Annotated in this window: 25 protein-coding genes and 1 tRNA gene; 18 read left to right on the plus strand and 8 right to left on the minus strand. The window is 40.1% G+C overall.

The window, feature by feature from the left end:
- Positions 1 to 26 precede the first annotated feature (26 nt).
- Complete coding sequence (locus tag KZZ04_RS02570) at positions 27 to 2,750, minus strand: insulinase family protein (protein ID WP_219421707.1); 2,724 nt, start codon at positions 2,748 to 2,750, stop codon at positions 27 to 29.
- A 191-nt stretch (positions 2,751 to 2,941) separates the two neighbouring features.
- Here KZZ04_RS02570 and sixA point away from each other — a divergent pair, with 191 nt between their 5' ends.
- The 3 genes from sixA to KZZ04_RS02585 are packed head-to-tail and all read left to right on the plus strand — an operon-like array spanning position 2,942 to position 4,524.
- On the plus strand, positions 2,942 to 3,412 hold the full coding sequence (sixA, locus tag KZZ04_RS02575) for a phosphohistidine phosphatase SixA (RefSeq protein WP_058403418.1): 471 nt from the start codon (positions 2,942 to 2,944) through the stop codon (positions 3,410 to 3,412).
- Positions 3,413 to 3,426: 14 nt separating this feature from the next.
- Complete coding sequence (locus tag KZZ04_RS02580) at positions 3,427 to 3,780, plus strand: RidA family protein (protein WP_058552612.1); 354 nt, start codon at positions 3,427 to 3,429, stop codon at positions 3,778 to 3,780.
- A gap of 6 nt (positions 3,781 to 3,786) precedes the next feature.
- Positions 3,787 to 4,524: an SDR family oxidoreductase gene (locus KZZ04_RS02585; protein WP_219421708.1), complete on the plus strand. Its 738-nt coding sequence runs from the start codon at positions 3,787 to 3,789 to the stop codon at positions 4,522 to 4,524.
- 1 nt (position 4,525) lies between these two features.
- Here the strand turns inward: KZZ04_RS02585 and KZZ04_RS02590 are convergent, their stop codons facing one another.
- Complete coding sequence (locus tag KZZ04_RS02590; RefSeq protein WP_219421709.1) at positions 4,526 to 5,455, minus strand: AEC family transporter; 930 nt, start codon at positions 5,453 to 5,455, stop codon at positions 4,526 to 4,528.
- Between the two features lie 27 nt (positions 5,456 to 5,482).
- Positions 5,483 to 6,040 (minus strand): endonuclease SmrB, encoded by a 558-nt coding sequence (gene smrB, locus KZZ04_RS02595; RefSeq protein ID WP_058403414.1) that lies wholly within the window; start codon positions 6,038 to 6,040, stop codon positions 5,483 to 5,485.
- 152 nt (positions 6,041 to 6,192) lie between these two features.
- Between smrB and prmB the strand changes: the two genes are divergently transcribed.
- The 8 genes from prmB to KZZ04_RS02635 all read left to right on the plus strand — a co-directional run bounded on the left by prmB (position 6,193) and on the right by KZZ04_RS02635 (position 13,343).
- Positions 6,193 to 7,128 (plus strand): 50S ribosomal protein L3 N(5)-glutamine methyltransferase, encoded by a 936-nt coding sequence (gene prmB / locus KZZ04_RS02600; protein ID WP_058403413.1) that lies wholly within the window; start codon positions 6,193 to 6,195, stop codon positions 7,126 to 7,128.
- A 101-nt stretch (positions 7,129 to 7,229) separates the two neighbouring features.
- Positions 7,230 to 8,327 (plus strand): chorismate synthase, encoded by a 1,098-nt coding sequence (gene aroC, locus KZZ04_RS02605; RefSeq protein ID WP_219421710.1) that lies wholly within the window; start codon positions 7,230 to 7,232, stop codon positions 8,325 to 8,327.
- Between the two features lie 119 nt (positions 8,328 to 8,446).
- Positions 8,447 to 8,839, plus strand: a complete 393-nt coding sequence (locus tag KZZ04_RS02610) for a DUF4112 domain-containing protein (RefSeq protein ID WP_058552615.1) — start codon at positions 8,447 to 8,449, stop codon at positions 8,837 to 8,839.
- A 67-nt stretch (positions 8,840 to 8,906) separates the two neighbouring features.
- On the plus strand, positions 8,907 to 9,560 hold the full coding sequence (locus KZZ04_RS02615; protein WP_058403410.1) for a glutathione S-transferase family protein: 654 nt from the start codon (positions 8,907 to 8,909) through the stop codon (positions 9,558 to 9,560).
- A 101-nt stretch (positions 9,561 to 9,661) separates the two neighbouring features.
- Positions 9,662 to 10,216, plus strand: coding sequence for an elongation factor P hydroxylase (locus tag KZZ04_RS02620; RefSeq protein ID WP_219421711.1), 555 nt, complete (start codon positions 9,662 to 9,664; stop codon positions 10,214 to 10,216).
- Positions 10,206 to 11,369 carry an ATP-NAD kinase family protein gene (locus KZZ04_RS02625; protein ID WP_219421712.1) on the plus strand — a complete coding sequence of 388 codons (1,164 nt, stop codon included), beginning with the start codon at positions 10,206 to 10,208 and terminating at the stop codon, positions 11,367 to 11,369. Before KZZ04_RS02620 ends, KZZ04_RS02625 begins: the two co-directional genes overlap by 11 nt.
- Positions 11,366 to 11,641 (plus strand): YfcL family protein, encoded by a 276-nt coding sequence (locus KZZ04_RS02630; protein WP_006793362.1) that lies wholly within the window; start codon positions 11,366 to 11,368, stop codon positions 11,639 to 11,641. The genes KZZ04_RS02625 and KZZ04_RS02630 overlap by 4 nt, the downstream gene beginning before the upstream one ends.
- Positions 11,642 to 11,786: 145 nt before the next feature.
- The gene (locus tag KZZ04_RS02635; RefSeq protein ID WP_058403407.1) at positions 11,787 to 13,343 is read left to right on the plus strand and encodes an AbgT family transporter; all 1,557 of its coding nucleotides are present in this window, start codon (positions 11,787 to 11,789) and stop codon (positions 13,341 to 13,343) included.
- A 216-nt stretch (positions 13,344 to 13,559) separates the two neighbouring features.
- Here the strand turns inward: KZZ04_RS02635 and KZZ04_RS02640 are convergent, their stop codons facing one another.
- The 3 genes from KZZ04_RS02640 to KZZ04_RS02650 form a co-directional block, all read right to left on the minus strand.
- Positions 13,560 to 15,362, minus strand: coding sequence for a DEAD/DEAH box helicase (locus KZZ04_RS02640; protein WP_058403406.1), 1,803 nt, complete (start codon positions 15,360 to 15,362; stop codon positions 13,560 to 13,562).
- A 159-nt stretch (positions 15,363 to 15,521) separates the two neighbouring features.
- The gene (locus KZZ04_RS02645) at positions 15,522 to 15,785 is read right to left on the minus strand and encodes a GrxA family glutaredoxin (RefSeq protein WP_219421713.1); all 264 of its coding nucleotides are present in this window, start codon (positions 15,783 to 15,785) and stop codon (positions 15,522 to 15,524) included.
- A gap of 127 nt (positions 15,786 to 15,912) precedes the next feature.
- Positions 15,913 to 16,407 carry a TlpA disulfide reductase family protein gene (locus KZZ04_RS02650; protein WP_219421714.1) on the minus strand — a complete coding sequence of 165 codons (495 nt, stop codon included), beginning with the start codon at positions 16,405 to 16,407 and terminating at the stop codon, positions 15,913 to 15,915.
- 301 nt (positions 16,408 to 16,708) lie between these two features.
- Here KZZ04_RS02650 and KZZ04_RS02655 point away from each other — a divergent pair, with 301 nt between their 5' ends.
- Together KZZ04_RS02655 and KZZ04_RS02660 are read left to right on the plus strand one after the other, a co-directional pair.
- Entirely contained in the window at positions 16,709 to 17,236 is a 528-nt protein-coding gene (locus KZZ04_RS02655; RefSeq protein WP_219421715.1) for a redoxin domain-containing protein, read from the plus strand.
- A 309-nt stretch (positions 17,237 to 17,545) separates the two neighbouring features.
- Positions 17,546 to 17,992, plus strand: a complete 447-nt coding sequence (locus tag KZZ04_RS02660) for an Hsp20 family protein (RefSeq protein WP_010555978.1) — start codon at positions 17,546 to 17,548, stop codon at positions 17,990 to 17,992.
- Positions 17,993 to 18,059: 67 nt separating this feature from the next.
- Here the strand turns inward: KZZ04_RS02660 and KZZ04_RS02665 are convergent, their stop codons facing one another.
- Positions 18,060 to 19,616, minus strand: coding sequence for a cryptochrome/photolyase family protein (locus KZZ04_RS02665; RefSeq protein ID WP_219421716.1), 1,557 nt, complete (start codon positions 19,614 to 19,616; stop codon positions 18,060 to 18,062).
- 489 nt (positions 19,617 to 20,105) lie between these two features.
- The gene (locus tag KZZ04_RS02670) at positions 20,106 to 20,456 is read right to left on the minus strand and encodes a globin (protein WP_235591400.1); all 351 of its coding nucleotides are present in this window, start codon (positions 20,454 to 20,456) and stop codon (positions 20,106 to 20,108) included.
- A 503-nt stretch (positions 20,457 to 20,959) separates the two neighbouring features.
- Here KZZ04_RS02670 and KZZ04_RS02675 point away from each other — a divergent pair.
- From KZZ04_RS02675 to rbfA, 5 genes are all read left to right on the plus strand, one after another.
- Positions 20,960 to 21,036 (plus strand) — tRNA-Met (locus KZZ04_RS02675).
- Between the two features lie 282 nt (positions 21,037 to 21,318).
- Entirely contained in the window at positions 21,319 to 21,774 is a 456-nt protein-coding gene (rimP, locus tag KZZ04_RS02680) for a ribosome maturation factor RimP (RefSeq protein ID WP_006793371.1), read from the plus strand.
- A 39-nt stretch (positions 21,775 to 21,813) separates the two neighbouring features.
- Complete coding sequence (nusA, locus tag KZZ04_RS02685) at positions 21,814 to 23,313, plus strand: transcription termination factor NusA (protein ID WP_008128091.1); 1,500 nt, start codon at positions 21,814 to 21,816, stop codon at positions 23,311 to 23,313.
- Positions 23,314 to 23,338: 25 nt separating this feature from the next.
- Complete coding sequence (gene infB / locus KZZ04_RS02690; RefSeq protein WP_058403400.1) at positions 23,339 to 25,996, plus strand: translation initiation factor IF-2; 2,658 nt, start codon at positions 23,339 to 23,341, stop codon at positions 25,994 to 25,996.
- Between the two features lie 109 nt (positions 25,997 to 26,105).
- Positions 26,106 to 26,546 (plus strand): 30S ribosome-binding factor RbfA, encoded by a 441-nt coding sequence (gene rbfA / locus KZZ04_RS02695; RefSeq protein WP_058403399.1) that lies wholly within the window; start codon positions 26,106 to 26,108, stop codon positions 26,544 to 26,546.
- The last annotated feature ends 12 nt before the right edge of the window (positions 26,547 to 26,558 follow it).

Consider the following 26,558-nt stretch of genomic DNA (forward strand, 5'->3'; position numbering starts at 1 on the left):
TAATTTAAAACAAGCTAAACCCAGAGTCAAAGAGAATGCGAGTAAACGGGTGTTTTTTGAGGTTTATTAACTTTAGCGTTACTTAATAGCTCATATCTTGGTCTATCTTCAGTAAAAAGTACCAGCGCATAATCTTTAATTTCTTGTAAAGTCAGCATATTTAATGCCGATAGTAATCGTTTTTGCATATCAAAATTATGATCCCTATTACCTATGGCAAGCCACAATCGTTGTGAACGCAAACGTAAGTTTTTATCTTTTTCTGCAATGTGCGTCTTTAAACCATGCTTTTGTTGCTGCCAGCTTTGCTCGTCTAATCCACCAATATTACTCAAGTATTGATTTACAAAGTGACTATGGCGATGCAATAAAGTTTTTGCGTCAAATTTAGGGGACTGTATATAAAAGGCAATTCCTGCTCGGGTGTTAAAAGGTGCGTAACCCGCACCAACTAAATAGCCTAACTGCTGTGTTGTGCGTAATTCGTTAAAGTAGTCTTGGTTCATCAAATGGTTTAATGCCATCATTTTAACTTTTTCGTTTACGTCATCGGTTTGAGCCTGGTAATACACCACCATAGCGTGATCATTACACGGTAACTCAATTTCATAGCGTGTTGCTTTTTTAATTTCAAATAAAGGGCGCCTTAAATCGTCAATTGTTGCAGTGTGACGTAAGTGAACGGCCACCTTTTTTTGAAATTCAATAGCGTGGTTTTCTTGCCAGTTACCGTGTAGGAACGACTCAACATGTAATGCTTTAAAAAAGTCTTGTCTAAATTCATTAAATTGCTGAAAACTAGTTGTTTTTAAAGCTGCGGCAAGTTCGTTAGGCTGAGGATTCCAAGGCATTATTTTAGCACCTAAAATACTAAATAATTCGCTAACAGGCTTATTTTGATTGCTATTACGCCAGTGCCTTACTAATTGTTTTTTGTATTCAGCAAAGCGTCTGGCACATATATCTACATTAAATAACGCGTCGAGCAGCTCATCTACTAACTCCAGTTGGCTCGACGATAATCCAGCGGTGTGAAGTGTTAGCCCGCCTTGATGAGATGTTAAATGATAACTAAGCCCTGCAAGCTCAGCAGGGTAAAACTGCTCGCCAACACTGTCCATAAATAAATCGCTAAATAAGCGAGTTAAGGCCATGTGCTTTACGTCTTTTACAGCAAAGTGAGAGTCCATGGCTAAATAAAAGTGGCCTTTAGCTACTCTAAATGTGTTGTCTTGTTTAAACCAAAAATCAAAACCCGGTTTTTTAACTAAAAGAGTAGGTTGGTTTTGAGGCTTTTCTACATCAAAAAGCTCAACATTTTTAGTTAAGTATGGATTAGCCGTGGGTAACAGCATATTTTTTAGAGGTTTGTTAATGTCGCTAAGTGCGTCAAGCCAGCTAGGCGATACCTTTTCTACTTTGTAAGGTGTGTTGTACCACGCTGTTTTATGTTCAGGCTCGACATCAGGATGTATAAGTACAATGCGCATATTGTTAGGTTTTAACCATTGCATCGCCATTTCGTGCGTTGCCTTTTTAAAGCCTTCCATTAGGTAGTCACCCTGCACATAATTACATTCGTCGTAATGCTGCATATTTATGCTTAAACTACTTACCCAATCAATAAGGCGTGATTTTTCTTGGTTATCAAATGCTATTTGTAATAGGTTTTTTTTATCCTGGTACAGGCGTGGTAATTTTTCTGTGTTGTTATTTATTAAGCAAATGTACTCAAAGAGCATTTCGATAATGTCTTCAAAGTATTCAATGCCCTCATCGGTGAGAGCCATACTTATATTAAAATCTTTAAAGTTACTGCCGTTAATGCCACCACCCGCAGAAAGGGCGTTTATCCAACCTTGTTCTTTTAAAATAGAATAGAGCGAACCTTGCCCTTCATAGCCAAGTAAATGCGCGATAAAGCTCACTGTTTTGTGGCGGTAAAAGTCATCAATATTGGGCATTGCAAAACTTACTATTAGCTTTTGCATGTGCTTATGTGGCTCTATATGTAAAATTTTCCCTAGGTCTTGCTCTCTGTAAAGGGGTTCGTTGATCTCAGGTTTTACAGCCTTTTTATTGCCAATAATGTCGTTAAAGTATTTGTTTGCCCAGGTTTGAAGTGTGTCTAACTCTTCATTTGCACATATAACCAGTGTCATCCACTGGGCTTGATAGTGATCATTAAAAAAGTCGCGAAGTTCGTCGCTAATACAGCGTTCTCTGTCTGCTAATGTTTGCAGGTTACCAACAGAGAATTTAGCGAAAGGGTGCGCTGGGTTAACGGTTTCTTTATGGGCCTGATAAATACGGCGTGCATCGTCTTTAATTTTTAGTTTAAATTCAGCTTCTATGGCATTGCGTTCTTTTTCTGTTTCTGTGGCGCTTAACAAGGGGGCAATAAAAAAACGGCTAAATTGTAATAAAGCATGTTTAAATTCTTGATTGTTTATATCAAAAAAATAGCAACTGTGTTCTGTACCCGTCCATGCATTGGTATTACCGCCAGCTTGAGATACAAAATTATTAAAACTGCCTGAGTCTGGAAATTGATCTGTGCCTAAAAAAAGCATGTGTTCTAAAAAGTGAGCAAGGCCTTGCCTGTCAGAGGGATCGTCAAAATGGCCCGCGTTTACAGCCATTGATGCTGCGGCCTTAGTCGAATCTTTATCTTGCACAAGCAGCACTTTTAGACCATTGTCCAGTGTAAGGGCGTGGTATGCTCTATTATCATTGCGGCTGATATTCAAATGATGCTCCTGAAACTAAATACTTACTTGATAACAATAGAGGATAACTTCAGGGTAGCGAGAATATGCTAAAAGATTTACCTGAATGTCTTGAAAGAACTATTTTTAGAAAAAATAACTTTATGTTGTTAATATAGCTGACAAGTGAGCAAACTGGCTACTGTTTATATTCTTAAATCGGTTGATTTTTTATGAAAACAATCTTAATAATGCGTCACGGCGAAGCGGCCCCTATGCAGGCTGACGATGCGGCAAGAAATTTAACCCAAGTGGGTCATTTAGAAGCAAAAAAAATGGGGCTATGGCTTGCCAAAAACTTTTCTCCAGACGCGCTGTTAGTTAGCCCTTACACACGCGCTCAGCAAACTGCAAATGGAGTGGCTGAAACTATAACGTTTAAATACAGTGAAACGTGTAACGATGTCATCCCAGAAGGCAAACCCCATGTTGCTGCCGATTACCTTGAAACATTAATACAAATGCACCCAGAGTGTAATTGCTGGTTAGTTGTGGCTCACATGCCAATAGTGAGTTATTTGGTTGATCAGCTTTGTCCTGGAAACATGCCTATATTTAACACGGGTGCTGTGGCTGTCATACATTACAATGATGATACCCACCGCAGCGAATATATAAGTATAAACGCCCCTGCTGATTTATAAATAATGAGAAAAATATGACGATTGAACGCCTTCAAACCGGTGCCCGAATGAGCCGTATAGTAAAACACAATGGCACTGTTTATTTGTGTGGGCAAGTGTGTGCTGATGCTGAAAAAGACATAACAGAGCAAACGCAAACCATGCTTGATAAAGTAGAAGCGTTATTAGACGAAGCGGGTAGTTCAAAACAGCATATGTTAAGCGCAACAATTTATTTGAAAAGCATGCAGCACTTTGCACAAATGAATGCCGTATGGGATGCGTGGGTTCCGCAAGGACACGCACCAGCACGTGCATGTGTACAAGCTAAAATGGCGCGCGATGCGCTATTGGTCGAAATTTCGGTTGTGGCAGCACTCAAGGACTAATTTTGTATGAACAAAGCGCGGGTGGTACTCATAACAGGTTCTAGCCGAGGGATTGGTGCAGCCACCGCTTTTTATTTTGCGCGCCATGGATATGATGTATGTATTAACTATAAGACTGATTTAGTTAAAGCAGAACAGGTTGCCGATAAAATAAGACGTTTTGGCGTAAGGGCCGAACTAGTAAAAGCCGATGTGTCTCAAGAGAGTGATGTTAGCGCTTTATTTTCACGTATAGATGAAGTATTTGGTCGGCTCGACGTGCTTGTAAATAATGCCGGTGTGCTTAAACCTCAAATGCCGCTGCTAAACATGGACGCTGAGCGAATTAACCAATTACTCACTACAAATATTACCAGTGCATTTATATGCAGCCGAGAAGCTATTAAGCGAATGTTACCCGGCAGTAGTATCGTCAATGTGTCATCGGTAGCGGCTAAAACTGGGTCACCAAATGAATACATTGATTATGCAGCCACAAAAGGTGCGATTGATACGTTGACTATGGGTCTTGCTAAAGAGCTTGGTTGCAAAGGGATACGTGTTAATTGTGTTAGGCCTGGCCTTATTTATACTGATATGCACACAGATGGCGGAGAAGAGGGGCGAGTAGAGCGGCTTAAAAGTAATCTTCCTCTGCGCAGGGGTGGTCAACCTGAAGAAGTGGCTGCTGCAATCTATTTTTTAGCCTCAGACTCTGCCTCATTTACTACTGGCGCTTTTATTGATGTAGCTGGTGGCTTATAAATTAAAGTAAAACCGCCAACCAAAACGATAAACTAACTACACTTAAAATAGTTGATAGCACCACCGCTCCAGCAAGCGTTGCTTCATGCTGTTTAATTTGGCTGGCTATTAAATAAGCATTCACGCCAACAGGTGAGGCACTTAATAAAACAAGTACGGTAAGTATTTGAGGGTCGAGCTTAAACAAATACGACCCAGTTATTAATACGCCTGCGGGGAGTATTATAATTTTTAGAATAGATGCAAGTAAGGCAGGTTGCCAGTTTGCTGCTATTTTATAAAACGCTAAGTTTGCACCCAATACAAATAGCGCACAGGCAATGGCGGGGGTCGCTAATAATGCCAAACTATCCGTTAAGTTTTTAAATAGTTCAACCCCAGATATATTAATAATTAAGCCACAACCAATACTCAAAACAATAGGGTTTAGCACCATGCTTTTACCAAATTGTAGCCACGAGAACGAACTGCTATTGCCTTTTGCCCCAATTAAATAGGTCAGTGCAAATAATAAAGTACTATGAAACGTGATGATCATAAAAGCAATTGCAATCATCTCTTTGCCTAAGGACGCAATTATAATTGGGATACCTACCAACACCATATTGGAATAACTAGCAGCAAGGCCAAATACGCCATGCTTTTGGTAGTTTTTTGGATGTTTTTTATTTAAATAATACCGATCAACTAAAATACCTAACCCAAAAACACACAGCACTGGAATATAAAAGCTTAAAAACGCAGAAAGACTAATGCTTTGTTTTAAGTCTATTTGCGACATATTCAATAACAAAAAAGCCGGTAAACTTATATAAAATGTGAATTTACTTAGGCCTGCAATGTGCTGTTTGTCAAAAAACGAGAGTCGGCAACAGCAATAACCCAATGCGACAATGAATATTAGTGGAAAAATAATAGATACAATATGCACGTAGTTACTTCCTAGTAATATGTTGGGTTAGCGTCTGAATTCATCGCTTTGTGGTAAGTTTATTAAAATAAGTACTGCGCCTTTACCACCGTATTCAAGTGGCGCCTGATGCATTGCAATAACGTCTGGATGCTGAACTAGGTACTGAGGAATTTTATGTTTAAGTATCCCTCCACCAATTCCATGCACTACGCATGCACAGTAATAATGTTGCTTTTTACATTCATGAATAAGCCCTGCTAATTCATCTTTAGCAATTTCTTTGTTTAAGCCATGCAAATCAAGTGTTAAATCAGGTGCAAAGTCGCCTCGGCGTAATTGTTTGGGTAAATAAGTGTCGTGCCCTTCTTTTACGTAATTGACAGTGCCATGGGTGTCTATATCGGGAATATATTCATCTGAGAAATAAAATTCAGATTGAGCCTGCTTTTTTTGCTGGGCAAATTGCTTTGCTTGTGACACCTTAGGCTTTGTATCAAAACGATGAGTATCTTGTTTAAATACTTTAGCGCCTGTGATCGTTTGACGAAATAAGTCTATGTCGTCATTGCTTAGGGACGATTGTGATGGAGAGTCTTTTTTCATAACTATTACCTAAACAAAAAAACGTAAAAACGCAGCGCAAAAGGCGGTACAATACTTAAATGATGGGCAATTGTAATTTGCCTAGCGCATATAGGCAATGCAATCGTCTTAAAGACTCAAAACAGTCAGTAAGCTAATACAGGTAAACATATATGAGCGATTTACAAATAGAAGAAGCAACACTCGAAGAAGCTGTTGCAGAACTGTCAACTTTACATGACTGGTTACGTTGGACTACAAGCCAATTTGCAAGTAGTAGTATATTTTTTGGACACGGCACTGATAACGCGTGGGACGAGGCGGTAAGCCTGCTTTTGCCAGCGCTTAGCTTACCCGTTGATGCACCAAAAGAATTAATGCATGCACGTTTAACAAGTACAGAAAAAAACCGTCTAGCGGGTCTTATCGCAGAGCGTATAAACGACTGCACACCAGTACCTTATTTAACTAACATTGCATGGTTTGCAGGCATGCCGTTTTACGTAGATGAACGTGTACTAATTCCCCGCTCACCATTTGCAGAGCTTATTAGCAATCGCTTTACGCCTTGGCTTTTGGAGCCAAGCTCGGTAAATCGCATTTTAGATTTATGTACAGGGTCGGGTTGTATAGCCATCGCACTTGCACAAGCATTTGAACAAGCGCAAGTAGATGCTGTTGATATTTCGTATGAAGCGCTTGAAGTGACTGATATCAACATTAACGACTATATGTTAAGTGATCGCGTGCTACCTATCCAGTCAGATGTATTTAGTGGTGTAGAAGGTCAAAAGTACGACTTGATTGTTGCCAATCCACCTTATGTTGACGCTGAAGACATGGCAGACTTGCCGCGCGAATTTCACCATGAGCCAGAGCTAGGCCTTGCATCAGGTCACGACGGGCTTGACGTAACGCGTACTATTTTAAGTGAAGCCAGTAATCATCTAACTGATAACGGTTTGTTATTTGTAGAGGTGGGGAACTCTATGGTACATATGGATGCACTTTATCCAAATGCACCGTTTGAGTGGATTGAGTTTGAGCAAGGTGGCTTAGGTGTGTTTGTAATTAGCAAAAAGCAGTTAGATGAGTATTTTGCAAAATAGCACTCTTTTGTTTTTGGATTTGTATTAACTAAAACGAGTGTAAATATATAGCTGGGCATGTTAGCCCGGCTATTAGTCGTCATTAGGAATGAGGAAAGTTAATGGCAGGTAATAGCATTGGGCAGTTATTTAAAGTGTCCACCTTTGGAGAGAGCCACGGCGTTGCTTTAGGCGGCGTTGTTGACGGCACTCCAGCAGGTCTTGAATTAACAGAGGCCGACTTACAAATAGATTTAGATCGCCGTAAGCCAGGGCAAAGCCGTTATACAACGCAGCGCCGTGAGAACGATCAAATAAAAATATTAGCAGGCGTTTTTGAAGGTAAAACAACCGGTACAAGTATTGGTTTATTAATCGAAAATACCGACCAACGTTCACAAGATTACGGCAAAATCAAAGATGTGTTTCGCCCAGGTCATGGCGATTACAGCTACTGGCACAAATATGGTCTTCGTGATTATCGCGGAGGAGGCCGCTCTTCAGCACGCGAAACAGCAATTCGCGTTGCGGCAGGGGCCATTGCTAAAAAGTACTTAAAACAATTTCATGGTATTGAAGTAAAAGCATGCTTGAGCCAGCTAGGACCAATAAAAGCCGAAAGTTACGATTGGGATGAAGTTGAAAACAACTTGTTCTTTTTCCCTGATGCTAGCAAGCTAGAAGCACTTGACGAATATATGCGAGACCTTAAAAAACAAGGTGACTCAGTCGGCGCTAAAGTGAAAGTCGTGGCGACCAACGTACCTGTAGGGCTAGGCGAACCTGTGTTTGACCGATTAGATGCTGAAATTGCACATTCACTAATGAGCATCAACGCCGTTAAAGGCGTTGAAATTGGTGATGGCTTTGATGTAGTAGAGCAAAAAGGTTCAGAGCATCGTGATGAACTAACGCCTGAAGGTTTTACATCAAACCATGCTGGTGGTGTTTTAGCTGGCATTTCTACAGGACAAGATATTATTGCCTCTATTGCGCTTAAACCTACATCAAGTATTACTATTCCAGGTAAGAGTATTAATACTAGCAACGAACCGGTAGAGATGATCACCAAAGGTCGTCACGACCCGTGTGTGGGCATTCGTGCCATACCCATTGCTGAGGCAATGATGGCCATTACGCTAATGGACCATTTATTGCGTCAACGCGGTCAAAACCCGCATGTGAACCACGAGCACGGGCCAATTAACGGCTCTGTTTAACGTTTGAAGTTAGTCATATAAAAGCGCGTTTTTCGCGCTTTTTGTTTATGTAAAAGAGTTAAAGTGGTTTAAGGCGCAGTTCAACTTTACCGTTATATAATTTTCTATAGAGGTAAATTATGCAAGATTCAATTCAAACACACAGTAAATACGCTAAACAAAAAGCAACATTAAAACGCTTAGAAAGGTTTAGTCAACTAACCGACAGTAGTATTCGTTTTCCTTTTACAAACTTTAGGTTTGGCATTGAGGCAGTTATTGGTTTTGTGCCAGTTGTAGGGGATGTGATAGGGCTTATTTTATCTAGTTACGTATTATTTGAAGCTCAAAAGCTAGGTATAAGCTGGCATATTAAATTACGGATAATTATTAATATGCTGATAGACTTTTTTGTCGGATCAATTCCCCTTTTTGGCGATATATTTGATGCGTTTTTTAAAGCGAATACCCGTAATACACACATTTTAAAAAAGCATATTACTAAGCAATTAAATAAAGACAATATTGAGTAATTTTTGGTATTAACTTCGTGGTTGATTAATGTACAGTTGGGGAGTCCGTTTTAACAAGGAATAGGTCATGGAACTATTTATTGGCAATAAAAACTACTCAAGCTGGTCGTTACGCGCATGGTATTTAATGAGTAAATTTGAATTGGAGTTTGATGAAAGCCAGCTTGTACTCGATACTCCACACTTTTACAGCGAGCTAAAAAAGCATTTTACAGTTCTTAAAGTGCCAGCATTAATTGATGGTGATTTACAAGTCTGGGATTCACTTGCCATTTGTGAATATATTAATGATGCGTACCTCTCACAAGCTGCATGGCCAAAATATGTTACACAACGTGCAACAGCACGTGCTTTAAGCGCTGAAATGCACTCAGGCTTTATAGCGCTTAGAAGAGAAATGCCAATGAATATTCGTGCAAAGCGTAAAATCATACTCTCTGATGATGCTATAAAAGACATAGCCCGCATTGACGACATTTTTAGTAAACAACAGGTAATTTACCCAAATCAGTGGATGTTTGGTGATTTCAGTATTGTTGATGCTATGTATGCACCCATTGTACTGCGGTTAAAAACGTATCAGATAACCTTGTCTAAAGCAGCCAACAGTTACTGCCAACATGTATTAGCATGCCCTGTATTACAGAGCTGGATAACTCAAGCTCTACAAGAAACCGATATAGTAGATGCTGATGAAGCCGGCGTTGATTTAAAAATATAGCAAGTAAGCGACTTTTACTTTAGCTGTAAAAGCCCGTACAATTCGTTTCGTTTTTAATGTGCCGCTGGGCGCTGTAACCGAGACGAATTTAGCCATATTTTATGCATCAAATAGCTGATCTTATTTCTATTTTTGAAGGCACTTTTTATCAAAGCCACAATACACGGCTGATCAAAGGTGATTGCGAGCCCGTATACCTTCCCGCAACACACAACACCCCTTATCACCAAATTGTGTTTGCGCATGGTTTTTATGCTAGTGCCTTACATGAAATAGCCCATTGGCTAGTGGCGGGCATTGATCGTCGACAACAAGAAGATTATGGCTATTGGTATTGCCCTGATGGCCGTGATAAACACCAGCAGGCTGAATTTGAAAGTGTAGAAGTTAAGCCGCAAGCCATAGAATGGTTATTAAGCGCTGCTGCAGGTTTTTCTTTTAATGTATCGGTTGATAATTTAAATGGTGAGCAAACATGCCGGTTTGATTTTCAACAGCGAGTGCACCAGCGTGTAATTAACTTGATAGAAAACGGATTTAACCCACGAACAGAATCACTATTAATTGCCCTTACCAATTTTTACAATACACCATGGCCAATGACCGCAAAGCAGTTTAATTGGCAACATCCTCAGGAGTTTTGTGATGCAGTTTAAATTAGGTTTAATTATAAACCCTGTAGCAGGATTAGGCGGAAGCGTTGCCCTTAAAGGAAGCGATGGAGCGCAAACCGCTGCAAAAGCTATTGAGCTAGGTGCACAGCCTAAAGCAAATAGCCGCACTAAAGCCGCACTCGAAGTACTACTTCCGTATAAAGAATGCCTTACAATTTATACTGTAAATGGCGATATGGGCGAACACACTGCAAAAGCTCTAGGCTTTAACGTAGAAATTGTTTACAACACCGACACGATAACTACACCAGATGACACGGAGCAGGCTGCAAAGCTATTAAAAAATGCCGGTGTTGACCTATTGTTGTTTGCAGGAGGCGATGGCACCGCACGTAATGTGTGTCATGCTATTGAAGACACCGCTCCTGTACTAGGAATTCCCGCAGGCTGTAAAATCCATTCTGGCGTCTATGCTATTACGCCTAAAGCCGCAGGGCGTGTTGTTGAAATGCTGGTAAATGGCGAGTTAGTCACTTTGGCTGATGCCGATGTAATGGATATTGATGAAGATGCCTTTAGACAAGGCACGGTAAAAGCCAAACGTTTTGGCGAGATGCAAATACCCAGCGAAGTACGTTATGTGCAAGCCGTTAAAAATGGCGGTAAAGAAACTGACGAATTAGTACTTTCAGATATAGCGGCCCACGTAGTGAGCGAAATGGACGAAGACACACTTTACATTATGGGTAGTGGCTCAACCGTTGAAGCTATAATGGAAGAAATGGGTCTTGAGAACACTTTGCTAGGTGTTGATTTAATAAAAGACCAAACACTTATAGCCCAAGATTTAACAGCCGCTGAGTTACTAGAACTTACCCATGAGCAAAATACAAAACTTGTGATCACTTTAATCGGTGGACAAGGGCATATTTTTGGTCGTGGGAATCAGCAATTAAGCCCTGCTCTGATCCGTGCTATTGGCAAAGAAAATATTATTGTTGTTGCAACAAAAACTAAATTACAAGCGCTGAATGGTCGCCCATTAATTTGTGACACAGGCGACAGTGAATTAGACGATGAATTAACAGGTTACATGAAAGTAACCACCGGATTTAACGACCATATTATGTATGCAGTAGGGCACCAATACCAAGATGAAGCGGGTGCTATACAAAATCAGGAGATGAACAAGTGACCTTAGTAAACTATATTGACGCGGCCCAACAGTATTATGACGATTTAGTGATCAAAGCAACGGATGACGAATTATTTGCAGGCGGCTACTTACGGGGTCATTTTGATCTAGCTGTAGGTTATGCTGAAGTTGAGCAACTTACTATTAGTATTGAGCAGTTAAACGAAACAGTAGAGCAAAGCTTGGTAAAAGCTTACCGTAACGGTGAACTTAACGAAGAAGACAAAGCATTAGTTGTTCGCTTATGGGAAGAAGTGAAAGCGCTCGCTTAATAGCCCAATGAATAAAAAAAGCACGATTATCTTAGGTAATCGTGCTTTTTTTGTTTAACGTTCCTAAAATAGCTTTTTACGTTAATTTACTGTTGCGTATTAATGCGATATTGTTACTTAAATAAATTTTAATGAGCGAAATACAATGAATAATAATCAAGATGCTTTACCTTCAGGAGTTGTTGCGCGCTTCTTGAATGTAGTTGAGCGGGTTGGTAATAAATTACCCGATCCAGCAATTATATTTTTATTTGCCATGTTATTGATATGGGGTTTGTCGTGGTGGTTCTCTGGCGTAAGTTTTGATGCAATCGATCCGCGCACTGGCGAAGCGATTATCATCAATAATATGCTTGCCAGCGATTCGTTGGCCACGTTTTTATCTTCTATGGTTAAAACGTTTACAGGCTTTGCTCCTTTGGGCGTGGTACTTGTAGCTATGTTAGGTGTGGGTGTAGCTGAGCACTCAGGTTTTATTAATACTGGCCTTAAGCTGATGTTAAAAGTAACACCTAAAAAGCTGTTAACACCGTCTATTATTTTAGTTGCTATTGTAAGTCACACAGCGACTGATGCAGGTTATGTGTTGGTGATACCGTTAGCTGGCGTAATCTTTTATGCAGCAGGAAGGCACCCTTTAGCCGGGATTGCAGCGGCATTTGCCGGTGTAAGTGGTGGCTTTGGCGCCAACTTTATTCCATCAGGAATAGACCCACTACTGCAAAGCTTTACGCAAAGTGCTGCCCATATTATTAACCCTGATATGTCGATAAACCCATTAAATAACTGGGCGTTTGCGTCTGCTTCAAGTATGTTTATTGTATTACTTGGTTGGTATATTACCGATAAAATTATTGAGCCTCGTTTACAAAATACGCCGCTTGATGGAAACAGTGAAGATTTACCTGTTTTTGAAGATGCTCGTAGCGATGAAAAACGTGCATTTTTTATAGCAAGCAGCGTGATGATTGCTGGTATTGCTCTTCTTGCTTATGTCTCTGCTCCTGCTGACTCTGCAATGCGCAGTAGCGATGGCTCATTAACTAATTTCCGTTCACCTTTAATGCAATCTATTGTGCCGTTGATCTTTTTATTATTTTGGATCCCAGGCGCTGTATATGGCTTCACAGTTGGCACATTTAAAAGCTCTAAAGACATGATTGATGCTATGAGCAAAGCGATGGGCGGTATGGCTTATTATATTGTAATGGCCTTTTTCTGTGCATTATTTATTGCCGCATTTAGTAAATCAAATTTAGGGGCTTTACTTGCTATCGAAGGGGCGCAGTTATTAAAAGCCATGGCACTACCAAGTTCGGTAACGGTGGTAGGCATTATATTTTTAACCGCATTTGTAAATTTATTTGTTGGCTCTAGTTCGGCCAAGTGGGCCTTACTAGGTCCGGTGTTTGTGCCTATGTTAATGCAACTGGGTATTTCCCCCGATTTAACGCAAGCGGCTTATCGTGTTGGTGACTCTAGCTCTAATATTATTACACCACTAATGCCTTACTTTCCGTTGGTTGTAGTTTACTGTCAAAAATACGTTAAAAGTACCGGCATTGGTACGCTAATAGCGATGATGCTGCCATACTCGGTCGCATTTTTAATTGGTTGGAGTTTATTTTTACTTGGTTATTGGGCATTGGGTATTCCGCTAGGCTTAGATGCAAGTTACGTGTATCCAGCTGTAGCGCCGTAAAAAACAATCACCATAATAAAGTAAAGGCCTCACCATTCATTGGTTAGGCCTTTTTATTTTAAGTGAATTATTTATTGAGAGATTTAGAGTCGCTGCGTTTAGAAGATAAAAGTGGCTTGCTTTTGCAGCGATTGGGCTTACCTGATACTTAAACTCAAGACATAAAAAAACCTTGCTCACTGTCGTGGCAAGGTTTTTTTAATAAAGACGTGTTGCTTACTTAGCGGTAAAACTAACTGGGCGACGTTCTTTACGAGGTCCGCTACGCTTATCACCGCGTGGGCCATCGTTACGTTTTCTATCACCAGATGGGCGTTCGCCACGTGGCTCAGATGGGCCTTGATCTTGTGTAATTGTCATACCCATTGGACGTTTACAAATAAACACTTTTTGGAAATGATCTAGTACATCTTTAGGCATGTTTTGCGGTAATTGAACCGTACTATGCTGATCGTGAAGACGAATATCACCAATAAACTTGCTTGATATATCAGCTTCATTAGCGATTGCGCCAACGATGTTCTTAACCTGAACACCATGCTCACGACCCACTTCGATACGGTAAGTATCCATAGGGCCTGCATCACGGCTGTTACGCTCGCGAGGTTTACGCTCAGCGCGTTCACCACCACGTTCGTTACGACGTCCGCGATCACCCCGGTCATTACGTGGGCTGCGTTCGTTACGCTCACGTGGTTGAATTTTAACTTCTTCAACTTTGATTGGCGACTGTTGCTGCGCTAAACACAGTAAAGCACCCGCTAAGCTTTCAAGAGGAAGGTCAAGTTTTTCAGCCATGTTAGTAGCAACGTCGTTAAAGAACGTAATGTCTTTGTTTTCAAGCGCAATACTTAATTTTGCTTGTAACGCAGCGATACGTTTTTCTTCAACAATTTTAGCTGTAGGTAATTCAACCTGTGCAATTTCAGACTTAGTATGACGAATGATATTTTTAAGTAAGTAACGTTCGTTATGCTTAACAAATAAAATTGCTTTACCAGTACGACCAGCACGACCTGTACGGCCAATACGGTGAACGTAGGCTTCAGAATCTTGTGGAATATCGTAGTTGATAACTAAGCTTAAACGGTCAACATCAAGACCACGTGCTGCTACATCTGTTGCAATAACAACATTTAGCATACCACTTTTTAAGCGATCAACCGTGCGTTCACGTGCTTGCTGGTTCATGTCACCGTTAAGTGGAGCAGCAGAGAAACCTTCGCGCTCTAACAACTCAGCAAGTTGAACTGTGTCATTACGTGTACGAACGAAAACAATAGCACCTTCATATTGCTCAGCTTCTAAAAAGCGAACAATCGCTTTGTTTTTATGTACGCTTGCATTCCAAAACACTTGCTCAACAGACGATACTGTCGAGTTACGCGCAGAGATATGAACCTGTTCAGGGTTATTCATATACTTGCTGCTGATGTTTTGAATTTGCTTAGGCATAGTCGCAGAGAAAAGACATGTTTGCTTTTCGCGCGGTGTTTTTTCCATGATGCTTTCTACATCATCGATAAAGCCCATACGTAACATTTCATCGGCTTCATCAAGCACAAGTGCCTGAAGAGCGTCAAACTTGATAGTGCCACGGTTTATGTGATCGATTAGTCGACCCGGTGTAGCAACAATGATTTGAGCGCCACGACGAAGTGCGCTTAATTGAATGCTGTAACTTTGGCCACCGTATAGTGCTAATACTTCAACACCACGAGTACCTTTTGCATATTGTTCAAATGCCTCAGCAACTTGGATCGCAAGCTCACGTGTAGGTGTGAGTACAAGGATCTGTGGCTGTTTCACAGACGGGTCAATATTGTTTAGTAACGGCAGTGCAAATGCTGCGGTTTTACCTGTACCCGTTTGTGCTAGTCCCAGTACGTCCTTTCTTTCTAGCAATAACGGTATACATTGAGCTTGGATTTCAGATGGTGTCTTGTAACCCAACTCTTCAACTGCCTTCAAAATTGCAGGAGAAAGATTTAGAGATTCAAACGTGACTGGTTCTGACATTAATACGCCTCAACGAATTTAAAGAGGCGCGCATTATATAGGATTAGCGAGGCAAATGCTTGTATAAATTGAAACTAATTTGTATGTGCTTGATGTTGGTTGAAATTTAACCAGTCGAATAATTGGATTATTAAACTGGTTAACAAATTTGATACAAGATTACTTATACAAGCCTAGATTTTCTTTTGCGTAAGCTTCAAATTCGGTAAAACCGCCTATGTGGTTTTGATCAACAAAAATTTGTGGGACAGTAGGGCAAGGTTTACCGGCTGACTTTTCTAAATCTGCTTTGCTTATACTTTCTTTTATAATGTCGATGTAACGATATTTAAAATCATCGCGCTCGTTAGCAAGTTGCTCTGCAACATCTTTGGCACGAACACAAAATGGGCAGCCTTCACGGCCAAAAATTACTGTAAGCATGGTGCTCTCCTTTATTTAATTGACTTAAGTTTAAATGATTAAAAAATATAATAAAGCGCAAAAAAGTGATTGTTCCATTCTATTATTACAATGGACATTAAGCTGAGCGAGTTATGAACGGCTTAATTCACCACGTTCTTGCTGCTATTCCTAATTGGGTTGAGTAGCCCATTGCGTGTGCCGTTATCTGTAAATTTGCATCTATTACGTAATAAGTTGGAAAAGCGCTTACTTTATAATTTGATCGGGTGTATTGATTACCCAGTAGTATAGGGATATTAAGGTTTAGGTCATCTATAAATTGAATAACCTGCTGCTCATTTTTATAATCAAGGGCAATACCAATTACATTAATGTCAGAGCCTATTAAAGTGCTTTGTAAGTTGGGCATGCTATAACGGCATACCGAGCACCAAGGAGCAAAAAAATACACAATAGTTGTATTTCCCTGAAGCTCTGCAATGCTAAACCGCTCGCCGCTTTCATTTAAAACAGGCAAGTTAAAATAAGGGGCAGGAGTGTGGTTTGTTTCAAGTAAATTACGCGTTTGGTAGGCACTTGCTAAGTAAAACACGAGTATTGCTAAACTTAAATTTATTAACGTGCTGCGTATTAATGCCATTGATTTTATCTGACCTATTTATAATTAAAAGCCAACCCTAACATAAATGCTAAGCAGCCACTTTTATTTGATAGGCAGAGCTTTAGCGTTTGCTTGTGTATCAAGCCCAGTTGCCAATAAAGCATCTATTTTAAACTTACTCTTTTACACAAAATATGCTTCTAGTGAAAAGGTTCAGCAGAAAACAGTAATGACTTTCTGGTTACATTTTAACAGTTGAATTTATAAATTTAACCCTAAGTTCTATATTTGAGATGCAGATATAGAGTATGTTTTTTAACTGGCAAAGGAGACCTAGATCATGAGCAATTATTTACAACCAGCAATGAAAATGCCTTCACTTAATGTTAAAGACAATGAGAATAACCTTGCTGACGTTTCGGCTCGACAGACAGATTTACCCTGGAAAATGATAGTAATTTATCGCGGAAAGCACTGCCCACTATGTACTAAACAACTTAATGCACTTGCTAAAATGAAAGATAAATTTAAAGATGCAGGGGTAGAGATTGCAGCCGTTAGTGGCGACAGCCATGCACAATTAACCGAGCATCTAAATGATTTACAGGTTAACTTTCCTCTTTACAGTGGCTTATCTTTATCGCAAATGACGGATTTAGGTTTGTATATTAGTGAACCACGCAGTGAAAAAGAAACTGATCACCCATTTGCTGAACCTGCTATTTTTGTAATTAACGAGCATGATCAAATTCAGATACTAGATAAATCAAATGCACCTTTTTCACGCCCTGATTTAAATGATTTGTTGGCTGGTATTGAGTTTATTCGCGAAAACGATTATCCAATTCGTGGCACATTAACACACTAATTAGCGATGAATACTTAGCGCTAATCTACAATACTGAACAACCATTTTGAGGAATTAAAAGCATTTGACTTTTTAATGCCTCAAAATGGGTTACTAATTTCACTAGTTTATAAAATGAGGAATTTTTTTAAATATTTTAATTTATTTACTTGAAAATATTTTTACCGTCCATATATAGTTTAGTAGGACGCCTGATGGGTCCTAAACTAAACTTAAATAATTGAAATTTATATTATTAATTTATATTTGTTAGCGCTTGTTCAAATGAAAAGTGCAAACAAAATATCGCTTAAATACGAGGATATTATTATGCGTACAGTAGACTTATCACCACTTTATCGTTCATTCATTGGATTTGATCATTTAGCGTCTTTAATGGATGCTGCGGCGAATACAGACAAACAGCCGAGCTTTCCTCCTTACAATATTGAAGCACTCGATCAAGACAGATACCAAATCACTATGGCTGTTGCCGGATTTAGCGACAACGAGCTAAGCATTGAGTCAGAAAATAACACATTAAAAGTAGCGGGTATAAAAGCTAATAAAGATGAAAACAAAGAACGTAAGTTTATTCATCAAGGAATTGCAGAACGCAACTTTGAGAGAAAGTTTCAGCTAGGAGACCATGTTAAAGTACTTGGCGCCGACTTAGCAAACGGCTTGCTAACAATAGAGCTAAAGCGCGAGATACCAGAAGCTTTAAAGCCGCGTAAAATTGAGATTGGCCAAGGTCGACTACTAGAAGACAGCTAACCTCGTTATTAACAACATTATTTTCCCCTGATTATTTGGCCGCCTCTTTTGAGGCGGCTTTTTTGTGTCATAAAGACTCAATGTTATTTATGTAGTGTGTAGCTTGATTAAGTGTCTCTTCGCGTAATTCATCGTCTTGCTTATCCCAATTTCTATAAACCATGCCTATGCGTGGGTTTTTCTCTAGTTTTTCGCGGTGTGTTTGCATAAAACGCCAATATAAACTGTTCAGTGGGCAAGCTTTATCCCCCATTTTTTGTCTCACGTCGTATTGACAATTTTTGCAGTAGTCGCTCATTTTATTGACGTAATTACCACTTGCAGCATAAGGTTTGGTAGCAATAATTCCATCGTCTGCAAATTGGCTCATTCCACGTGTGTTGGGCATTTCAACCCACTCAATGGCATCTATGTAGACACCTAAGTACCAGTTATCAACATCATCAGGGTTTATCCCGCTGAGTAAACAAAAGTTACCAATAATCATTAAGCGCTGAATATGATGAGCGTAGGCGGTGTCTAAGCTCTGCTTTAACGAGTGGCTCAAACAGTTCATTTTTGTATTACCATCCCAAAAATATTTAGGTAGCTTATTATTGGCTTTTAGTTGATTTTTAGTCGCGTAGTCGGGCATGTTTACCCAATAAACAGCACGAACGTATTCTCGCCAACCGAGTATTTGCCTGGTAAACCCTTCAACTTGTGAAAGTGATATTTCGTCAGGCCGTTGCTTGAATTCAGATATTACACGTTTGATTACATACAAGGGGTGAAGAAGTTTAGTGTTTAGGGCAAAAGAGAGCCTGCTATGGTAAAGACTGGTATTGTCTTTACTTTGATCTGTCATTGCATCCTGAAATTTACCAAAATTGACAAGTAAATATTTACAAAAGTATTCAAGAGATTCTTTGGCTTGCTTACGAGAGGTCGACCATTCGAGTTTCTCTACATTTATTTCACCGAAATAAGCTACATCATGCTTTTTTAAACGAGCGAGGATTTGACTGACATCGTTTTTAAATAATTTAGGCTCTGGGATAGATTTTAAGTCTTGCTTAGAAAATTTATTGCGATTATTGCTGTCGTAGTTCCATTTACCGCCAGCTGGTTTATCGCCTTCCATCAACAGATCATATTGCTTACGCATAGCACGGTAAAAGTGCTCCATAGTTACGTGCTTATCTTTTTTGAATCGATCTTTAATATCGCCAAAAGGCAGTAAAAAATGTTCAGAGTCATATGCTGACACATTTATTGCGTTTGATTTTTCAAAATCAGCCAATTGCTTTTTTAACCTAAATTCGTCCGGGTATAAGTATTCTATAGAAGTGCAGTTATATTCTTTTGCAATACGATTCAGCAGTGCAGGTAGGTTTTCATCCTGATGTGTGTCGTCAAGTGTTAAGTGTAAGACATTAAAACCTGCTGATTTCAACGCAGTTGCAAAGTTTTCCATTGCATTAAAAAAAGCACACAGCTTTTGTATGTGGTGTTTAACGTAGTCGGTTTCTTGTTTTAATTCTGCAATAAGGTAAACGACGTCATCGTCTTTATTTTTAAACCAAGAATGAGAAGGGTTGAGTTGGTCGCCTAAAATGAGTCTTAGCGTTTTATAAGCCGCCATAATAAAGCCAAAAATGAAAATTAATACGTAGGTATTTGCCTAACCGATCGCTGTTTTTTAACAACTTAATTTACAATTTACGTTCTATTTATATTATTAAATCAATTTTAGAGGGTTTAATTAGGGGTTGATGATCTTTTAGGGTTGAGATTTGTTCATACTAGGGGGGTAATCGCTGCGCGAGGTGTTTAACCTAGTGGGCAGTCGATAACTGCTCCTGCTTTATTCTACTGGCTTTCATTCATGTAAGTATAAGTACAGACCGAGCAAAGCTTCTGCGTCCTGCTCACGCCCCTACTTGCGTCCATGTAGGCAACAAAGCGTGAATAGCCCTTAGGAAGACCCCTCGGGCAGCGCCTGTTTGGCATTAATGCTTCGTTATCGCCAATTTACGGGGAATAACAGCACTACACAAGCTCTGCCTTGCCTGAATACCAAACAGACTGCTTCAAATTCAATCTTAAAAGGTCAACAGACCCTAAAACGACTTTAATTATTACTTCGCTTTTGTTGCATAAGTTCGCTTAAGCAAACCACATTAGAGACATTAAACAGTGTGTCATTCGTAAAGCGTTCAAAATAGGTCAGAACATTACGCCATGCTAAATGGGTATCTTCCTTAAATAGTCGACCCAAGTGCTCTACTAAAGTTATATAAAATATATCTGTAAGGGGCTTTATATCACTTTGCTGAATATTTAATTTTTTTAAAAACTGTAAATGATGACTCAAAAATGGCGCAACAGATGATGGGTTATCTATATTTTTGATTATGCGCTCTAAGGTACAATATAAAATGTAACTTTTTTCGTTAAATTGCTCAGCGCTCGGTATCTTCATTGATACATTAGATTGCTCGAGCTTTTTGTGGAATCGTGCAGTAAATGCGTGAAAGTTTGGTTTTATGATACCAAGACTTTTTAACAAAACGGATTTATGTGAATTCATCATAGCCTCACAGAAAGGAAAAACTTATTTTTATAATTCTTTTTTATTATTATAGTTTGCGTAACAAAAATCACACGTTTTTTTGATGAAAAAGTATTAATTATGAAATAACTTTTTGAGTTTTATACATTTAAAAATAAAAATGAGAGTGGTTATTGATTCGTTTTTACTGTATTTGCTCTGTTTAAACTGTAAATCATACATCAACGAGAATAGCTCTATACCTTTAATAGGTATAATGAGTATTTTGTTTAGCGTCTTTGGGCACAATATTTAAAAAGTTATTCGTTATTATGGTTGCTAATCATCCCCAACATCCCTATAATAGCGGCCATTGTTTAGTCTGTTTTAAAACAACTAACAGCGATATTAAATCAAGGTTTGATATCTATTGGCGCGGGATGGAGCAGCCTGGTAGCTCGTCGGGCTCATAACCCGAAGGTCGTCGGTTCAAATCCGGCTCCCGCAACCAATTCTACTAATAAGTGTAAACTTATTATTTTATATCGCGCATTCTACGTAATGCGCGTTTTGCGTTTAAGCTAATGCAGTTTAATTTGGTCATTTACTGACTCGCAACCAAGCTCGGCCCTAGGCCACACAGTTTTATGCTTTATTGGTGTGACGCCCCGCTTGGTTCGGGGCGTTGTTGTATCTGCACCTTTCTTAATTTATGGCGTTTGTCATTAAATTAAAATTTAAACTCAGTATTTTAGGGCTATAAGCCCTTTTTTTGTTTGTATGGAGGATTTTCGTGACAAAACTTGAACAAGATTTAGTAACCATGTTAACGCCTGCGGTAGAAATGTTAGGCTTTGAGTTACATGGTCTTGAATTTGTACAAGCGGGTCGCCATTCTACCTTAAGAGTATATATTGCTCATGAGGATGGGATCTCAGTTGATAACTGTGCGGACGCTAGTCGCCAAATTAGTGCGATATTAGATGTCGAAGACCCAATTACAAATGAATATGATTTGGAAGTGTCGTCTCCTGGTGTTGATCGTCCATTATTCAAACAAGATCACTACGAGCAGGCGCAAGGAGAGGAAGTACGCGTGCGTACTAAGCTTCCACAAGACGGTCGTCGAAATTTTAAAGGCGACTTAATAGCAGTTAGCAGCGATATGATCACACTATCAAGCGATGGTGTAGAGCATTTGATCATGCTTAGTAATATAGAACGTGCGAATTTAATCGCAAAGTTTTAAATTCGAGTGCGAAGGAATAGGGCAAGCGAGGCATTACCCATGGCAAAAGAGATATTATTGGTTGCTGAAGCCGTTTCCAATGAGAAAGCGGTTCCAAAAGAAAAGATTTTTGAAGCATTAGAGTTCGCACTAGCGACGGCGACAAAGAAAAAACACGATGGTGAAATTGAAGTACGTGTATCAATTGACCGTAAAACAGGTGATTACGACACGTTCCGCCGCTGGCAGATTGCTGAAGTTTTAGAAGATGGGTCATTAGAAAACCCGTACAGCGAAATAACTTTGGAAGCTGCGCAGGTTGAAGAGCCTGATTTACAGCTTGGTGATTTTGTTGAAGAGCAAATTGATTCAATCAAATTTGACCGCATCACCACACAAATGGCTAAACAAGTAATCGTACAAAAAGTACGTGAAGCTGAGCGTGCTTTAGTGGTTGACGCATATAAAGACCAAGTTGGTGAGTTAGTAACAGGTGTTGTTAAAAAAGCAACGCGTGATTCAATCGTACTTGACTTAGGCAACAACGCAGAAGCCGTTATTTACCGTGACGACATGTTACCACGCGAAAACTTCCGCCCAGGCGACCGTATTCGTGGTCTTTTATATGAAGTTAAGCCAGAAGCTCGCGGCGCACAATTATTTGTAACGCGTTCTAAACCGGAAATGCTGATGGAGTTATTCCGCATTGAGGTGCCAGAAATTGGCGAAGAAATGATCGAGCTTCGTGCTGCTGCGCGTGATCCTGGTTCACGCGCTAAAATCGCGGTTAAATCTAATGACAAGCGTATTGATCCAATTGGCGCATGTGTAGGTATGCGTGGTGCCCGTGTTCAGGCTGTTTCGTCTGAGCTTGGTGGTGAGCGTGTTGATATTGTACTTTACGATGACAACCCAGCTCAATTTGTTATCAATGCAATGTCGCCGGCTGAAGTTGCTTCAATCGTAGTAGATGAAGATACTCACTCAATGGATATCGCAGTTGAAGCCGATAACCTAGCACAAGCCATTGGACGTAATGGTCAAAACGTTCGTTTAGCAAGCCAGTTAACTGGTTGGGAACTAAACGTAATGACAGTTGACGAGATGCGTACCAAAAATGAAGCAGAATCAGATAAGTTACTTAACTTATTCACTGAAAATTTAGATATCGATGATGAGTTTGCAACACTACTTATCAACGAAGGTTTCTCAACGCTTGAAGAAGTTGCCTATGTGCCAGCCTCTGAGTTTTTAGAAATCGACGGTCTTGACGAAGAGACAGTGGACGTTTTACGTTCACGTGCTAAAGATGCATTAACAACAAAAGCGCTTAAAACAGAAGAAAGCTTAGAGGGCGCAGAGCCAGCTGAAGACTTACTTGCGCTTGAAGGGTTAGAGCGTCACCTAGCATTTGTAATGGCAAGCAAAGGTGTTGTAACACTTGAAGACTTGGCAGAACAAGGTATTGACGAATTAGTTGATATCACAGAGCTTTCATCTGAACAAGCAGGTGAGCTTATAATGGCTGCACGAAATATTTGTTGGTTTGCAGACGAGTAATTTATTAACGGAGGTATTACACACTATGGCAGAAGTAAATGTTGAAAAACTAGCCGGCGATATAGGTACAACTGTTGATAAATTGCTACAGCAATTTTCGCAAGCGGGTATCACTAAGCAGGCAACTGATAATGTAACTGAAGCAGAAAAAGCAACGTTACTTGATCATTTAAGCAAGTCACATGGTGGCACGGGCTCTGAAGGCCCTGCACGCATGACTTTACAACGTAAGAGCAAAAGCACACTAAATGTGACTGGCTCTACAGGTAAAGCGAAAGCAGTTCAAGTTGAAGTTCGCAAAACACGTACCTACGTGAAGAAAAGCGCAATGGAACAAGAGCAAGAGCAGCAACGCTTAGCCGCTGAAGAAAAAGCGCGTCTTGAAGAGCAGCAAAAAGCTGAACAAGCAGCCGCTGAGTTAAAGGCAAAACAAGAGGCAGAACGTAAAGCGAAAGAAGACGCTGATCGTAAAGCCAAAGAAGAAGCTAAACGTAAAGCTGATGCTGAGCGTAAAGCGAAACAAAAGCAGATGACCCCAGAGCAAAGTGCTAAGTCTGAGAAAGATCGCATCGAAGCTGAGCGTCTGCAAAAAGAAGCAGAAGAGGCCGCATTGAAGAAAGCTGAAGAAGAAGCGAAACGTCAGGCAGAAGAAGCAAGAAAACTAGCTGAAGAAAATTCAGCTCGTTGGAAGAAAGAAGAAGAAGAGCGTAAGAAGCGTGAAGAAACAGCAGATCACCACCTTACGACTTCAACTTACGCACGTGAAGCAGAAGATGTAGCTGATGCTCGCGAAGAGCAAGGCTCACGCCGTGCGAAGAAGAAGAAAAAAGCGCCAGCAAAAGATAAGTTTGCAGCGTCTAAAGGTAAAAAAGGTAAGCTAAAAGCACCTGCTTCATTACAGCATGGTTTCCAAAAACCAACGGCTGATGTTAAAAATGAAGTGCGTATTAGCGAAACAATTACAGTTGCTGAGCTTGCATCACGTATGGCTGTTAAAGGCGCTGAAGTTGTAAAAACAATGATGAAAATGGGTGACATGGTTACGATTAACCAAGTTATTGACCAAGAAACTGCACAACTAGTAGCAGAAGAAATGGGTCATAAAGTTATCATTGTTAAAGAAAACGAATTAGAGCAAACAGTACTAAATGACCGCCACGAAGATGGCAAGTCTGAGCCGCGTGCTCCAGTAGTTACTGTTATGGGTCACGTTGACCATGGTAAAACATCGACGCTTGATTACATTCGTTCAGCTAAAGTTGCTTCAGGCGAAGCCGGTGGTATTACGCAGCACATTGGTGCATACCACGTTGAAACTAACGGCAACATGATCACATTCTTAGATACACCGGGTCACGCCGCGTTTACATCAATGCGTGCTCGTGGTGCTAAAGCGACTGATATTGTAATCCTAGTTGTTGCAGCTGATGATGGTGTAATGCCACAAACTAAAGAAGCGGTACAGCATGCTCGTGCAGCGGGTGTTCCTTTAATCATTGCTGTTAACAAAATGGATAAAGAAGGCGCAGATCCAGATCGCGTTAAAAACGAACTAGCACAGCTAGACGTTATTCCAGAAGAATGGGGCGGCGACACGCAGTACGTTCATATCTCAGCTAAAACTGGCTTAGGTATTGATGAACTACTTGAAGCTGTACTTATGCAATCTGAGCTATTAGAACTTACTGCACCAAGCCAAGGTATGGCTGCAGGTGTTGTAATTGAATCGCGTCTTGATAAAGGCCGTGGTCCAGTAGCGTCTATTCTTGTTCAGTCAGGTACGCTAAACCAAGGTGACATTGTATTGTGTGGTCTTGAGTATGGCCGTGTTCGTGCAATGCGCGATGAGAACGGTAAAGACATCAAGTCTGCAGGTCCATCTATCCCAGTAGAGATTTTAGGTCTGTCTGGTATTCCGGCAGCGGGTGATGAAGCAACGGTAGTTAAAGATGAGCGTAAAGCGCGTGAAGTTGCATTATATCGTCAAGGTAAATTCCGTGATGTTAAACTAGCACGTCAGCAAAAAGCGAAACTTGAAAACATGTTTACTAACATGGCAGAAGGTGACGTTTCAGAAGTTAACGTGGTACTTAAAGCGGACGTACAGGGCTCTATCGAAGCAATTTCTGATTCACTAACTAAGCTTTCTACTGACGAAGTAAAAGTGAAGATAGTAGGTTCTGGCGTTGGTGGAATCACAGAGACAGACGCAACGCTTGCTGCAGCTTCTAACGCAATTGTTGTAGGTTTCAACGTACGTGCTGATGCATCTGCACGTAAAGTGATTGACTCTGAAAACTTAGATTTACGCTACTACAGCGTTATTTACGCCTTAATTGAAGAAGTTAAGCAAGCGATGTCAGGTATGCTTGCACCAGAATTTAAGCAAGAAATTATCGGTCTTGCTCAGGTTCGTGACGTATTCAAATCACCAAAAATTGGCGCAATTGCCGGTTGTATGGTGACGGAAGGTATTATTAAGCGCAGCGCGCCTATTCGTGTACTACGTGATAACGTGGTTATATACGAAGGTGAACTTGAGTCACTTCGTCGCTTTAAAGACGATGTTCAAGAAGTGCGTAACGGTATGGAATGTGGTATCGGTGTTAAGAACTACAATGACGTACGTGTTGGTGACCAAATCGAAGTATTTGAAACAGTTGAAGTACAACGTACTTTATAATTGTTAGCTCACTAAACTAATAAATGGGGGCTTAGCCCCCATTTGTGTATCTATAACTTAATTAGCTTATTATTAAATTTCAATAAGTTACATTTTTAGGACAAATTTCATGAGAGAGTTTTCTCGCACTGATCGTGTTGGCCAGCAAATCCAAAAGGAAATTGCTGTGATTTTACAACGCGAAATTAAAGATCCGCGCTTAGGCATGGTGACAGTGTCTGCGGTAGAAGTATCGCGCGATTTATCTTATGCAAAAATTTTCATCACGGTGTTCAATACAAAAGATGAAGATGCAGCTAAGCAAAGCGCAAAAGTTCTTAACGAAGCAACAGGCTATATTCGCTCGTTACTAGGTAAGCGTATTCGTGCTCGTATTATGCCAGAGCTAAAGTTTGTGGTTGATAATTCATTAATGGAAGGGATGCGTATCTCTAACTTAGTGGACACAATCATCAGAGAAGATAACGCAAAACATGTCAATGAAGACAGCGTTGATGAAGCGCAAAATAACGATGACAATATCGAGCAAGCAGGCGATAAAGACAGTTAAGAAGGCATGTAG

The sequence above is a fragment of the Pseudoalteromonas sp. CR1 genome (genome assembly GCF_019392235.1).
Classification (GTDB): domain Bacteria; phylum Pseudomonadota; class Gammaproteobacteria; order Enterobacterales; family Alteromonadaceae; genus Pseudoalteromonas.

Bases quoted from the DNA above. Each gene is read 5' to 3' on its own strand.
- sixA (WP_058403418.1), top strand. From the start codon at position 2,942: ATGAAAACAATCTTAATAATGCGTCACGGCGAAGCGGCCCCTATGCAG.
- KZZ04_RS02580 (WP_058552612.1), top strand. From the start codon at position 3,427: ATGACGATTGAACGCCTTCAAACCGGTGCCCGAATGAGCCGTATAGTA.
- KZZ04_RS02585 (WP_219421708.1), top strand. From the start codon at position 3,787: ATGAACAAAGCGCGGGTGGTACTCATAACAGGTTCTAGCCGAGGGATT.
- smrB (WP_058403414.1), bottom strand. From the start codon at position 6,040: ATGAAAAAAGACTCTCCATCACAATCGTCCCTAAGCAATGACGACATA.
- prmB (WP_058403413.1), top strand. From the start codon at position 6,193: ATGAGCGATTTACAAATAGAAGAAGCAACACTCGAAGAAGCTGTTGCA.
- aroC (WP_219421710.1), top strand. From the start codon at position 7,230: ATGGCAGGTAATAGCATTGGGCAGTTATTTAAAGTGTCCACCTTTGGA.
- KZZ04_RS02610 (WP_058552615.1), top strand. From the start codon at position 8,447: ATGCAAGATTCAATTCAAACACACAGTAAATACGCTAAACAAAAAGCA.
- KZZ04_RS02615 (WP_058403410.1), top strand. From the start codon at position 8,907: ATGGAACTATTTATTGGCAATAAAAACTACTCAAGCTGGTCGTTACGC.
- KZZ04_RS02620 (WP_219421711.1), top strand. From the start codon at position 9,662: ATGCATCAAATAGCTGATCTTATTTCTATTTTTGAAGGCACTTTTTAT.
- KZZ04_RS02625 (WP_219421712.1), top strand. From the start codon at position 10,206: ATGCAGTTTAAATTAGGTTTAATTATAAACCCTGTAGCAGGATTAGGC.
- KZZ04_RS02635 (WP_058403407.1), top strand. From the start codon at position 11,787: ATGAATAATAATCAAGATGCTTTACCTTCAGGAGTTGTTGCGCGCTTC.
- KZZ04_RS02640 (WP_058403406.1), bottom strand. From the start codon at position 15,362: ATGTCAGAACCAGTCACGTTTGAATCTCTAAATCTTTCTCCTGCAATT.
- KZZ04_RS02645 (WP_219421713.1), bottom strand. From the start codon at position 15,785: ATGCTTACAGTAATTTTTGGCCGTGAAGGCTGCCCATTTTGTGTTCGT.
- KZZ04_RS02650 (WP_219421714.1), bottom strand. From the start codon at position 16,407: ATGGCATTAATACGCAGCACGTTAATAAATTTAAGTTTAGCAATACTC.
- KZZ04_RS02655 (WP_219421715.1), top strand. From the start codon at position 16,709: ATGAGCAATTATTTACAACCAGCAATGAAAATGCCTTCACTTAATGTT.
- KZZ04_RS02660 (WP_010555978.1), top strand. From the start codon at position 17,546: ATGCGTACAGTAGACTTATCACCACTTTATCGTTCATTCATTGGATTT.
- KZZ04_RS02665 (WP_219421716.1), bottom strand. From the start codon at position 19,616: ATGGCGGCTTATAAAACGCTAAGACTCATTTTAGGCGACCAACTCAAC.
- KZZ04_RS02670 (WP_235591400.1), bottom strand. From the start codon at position 20,456: ATGAAGATACCGAGCGCTGAGCAATTTAACGAAAAAAGTTACATTTTA.
- nusA (WP_008128091.1), top strand. From the start codon at position 21,814: ATGGCAAAAGAGATATTATTGGTTGCTGAAGCCGTTTCCAATGAGAAA.
- infB (WP_058403400.1), top strand. From the start codon at position 23,339: ATGGCAGAAGTAAATGTTGAAAAACTAGCCGGCGATATAGGTACAACT.
- rbfA (WP_058403399.1), top strand. From the start codon at position 26,106: ATGAGAGAGTTTTCTCGCACTGATCGTGTTGGCCAGCAAATCCAAAAG.